A 764-nucleotide genomic window follows, 5' to 3' on the forward strand; every position below is an offset into this window, starting at 1 on the left:
CATCTTTCCAATCCATTGCTGGTCTATTTTGCGTTTTATGACGTTGTTTTCCTAAGAGCGCGCGTGCTTTTGTTGTTGCTTGTAAATTAACATCCAAACCCAAAGCCGCAGCATGTTTGAGACAAATATTAAGACGGTTTAGTGCTTTCTCTGCTGTTGTAGCTTTTGTATGCCAAATAGGAACAAGCGTGTTGCGTATCTCTGTTTGGGTAATTTCTGAAATGGACAGACTGCCTAATTTAGGGAGAATGTAAAGCCGCAAGGGAGAAAACCAGTTCCCATTCTTACCATTACCTTTTAATTCAGCTTTCCGACTTTCAAAAGTACCCAAAGCGATATCTTTTAAATAATGGAGATTGCTTCACACTTTTGTTTATTGCGTTCTTTAATGGGATCACGACCTTTACGTAAAACAGAATGCCATTGGTTTGCCAATTCACGCTCTTTTTTAAAGAAACATCTCTCAAAGAGCATCCAAGCCCATTTCGCAATGGCGATCATGAATGGTATAACGATAAAACCATTGAGCACTTCCATCTTTACGTTTATGAAAAAGCAAGCCGACATCATCACACACTTTGCCAGCTCGTGGGTGTTGCGACAGCCCTTGGCACTTAAGACGATTCATAAGAGCCATTTTTAGTTCTTTCTTATACAGTTTTTACCCACACGCCAGCTTCGCTTGTGACGTGCAAGCGAATGGTTTTGATTGATTCAAGATAAACAGATTTGAAATGAGACAATCTTACGATATTCGGGATTCT

Annotated in this window: 2 protein-coding genes; both read right to left on the minus strand. The window is 39.9% G+C overall.

The window, feature by feature from the left end; all coding sequences use genetic code 11:
* Positions 1-331, minus strand: a 331-nt coding sequence (locus ACFIMW_RS09435; protein WP_404977816.1) for a phage integrase central domain-containing protein, incomplete at its 3' end; no start/stop codon positions are given.
* A gap of 132 nt (positions 332-463) precedes the next feature.
* Positions 464-637 carry a DUF4102 domain-containing protein gene (locus ACFIMW_RS09440; protein ID WP_375608919.1) on the minus strand — a complete coding sequence of 58 codons (174 nt, stop codon included), beginning with the start codon at positions 635-637 and terminating at the stop codon, positions 464-466.
* Between the last annotated feature and the right edge of the window lie 127 nt (positions 638-764).

This window comes from Bartonella sp. AC329YNZD (assembly GCF_042196685.1).
Lineage (GTDB): Bacteria > Pseudomonadota > Alphaproteobacteria > Rhizobiales > Rhizobiaceae > Bartonella.

Excerpts from the sequence above, each read along its gene's own strand:
- ACFIMW_RS09440 (WP_375608919.1), bottom strand. The coding sequence starts at position 637 with ATGGCTCTTATGAATCGTCTTAAGTGCCAAGGGCTGTCGCAACACCCA.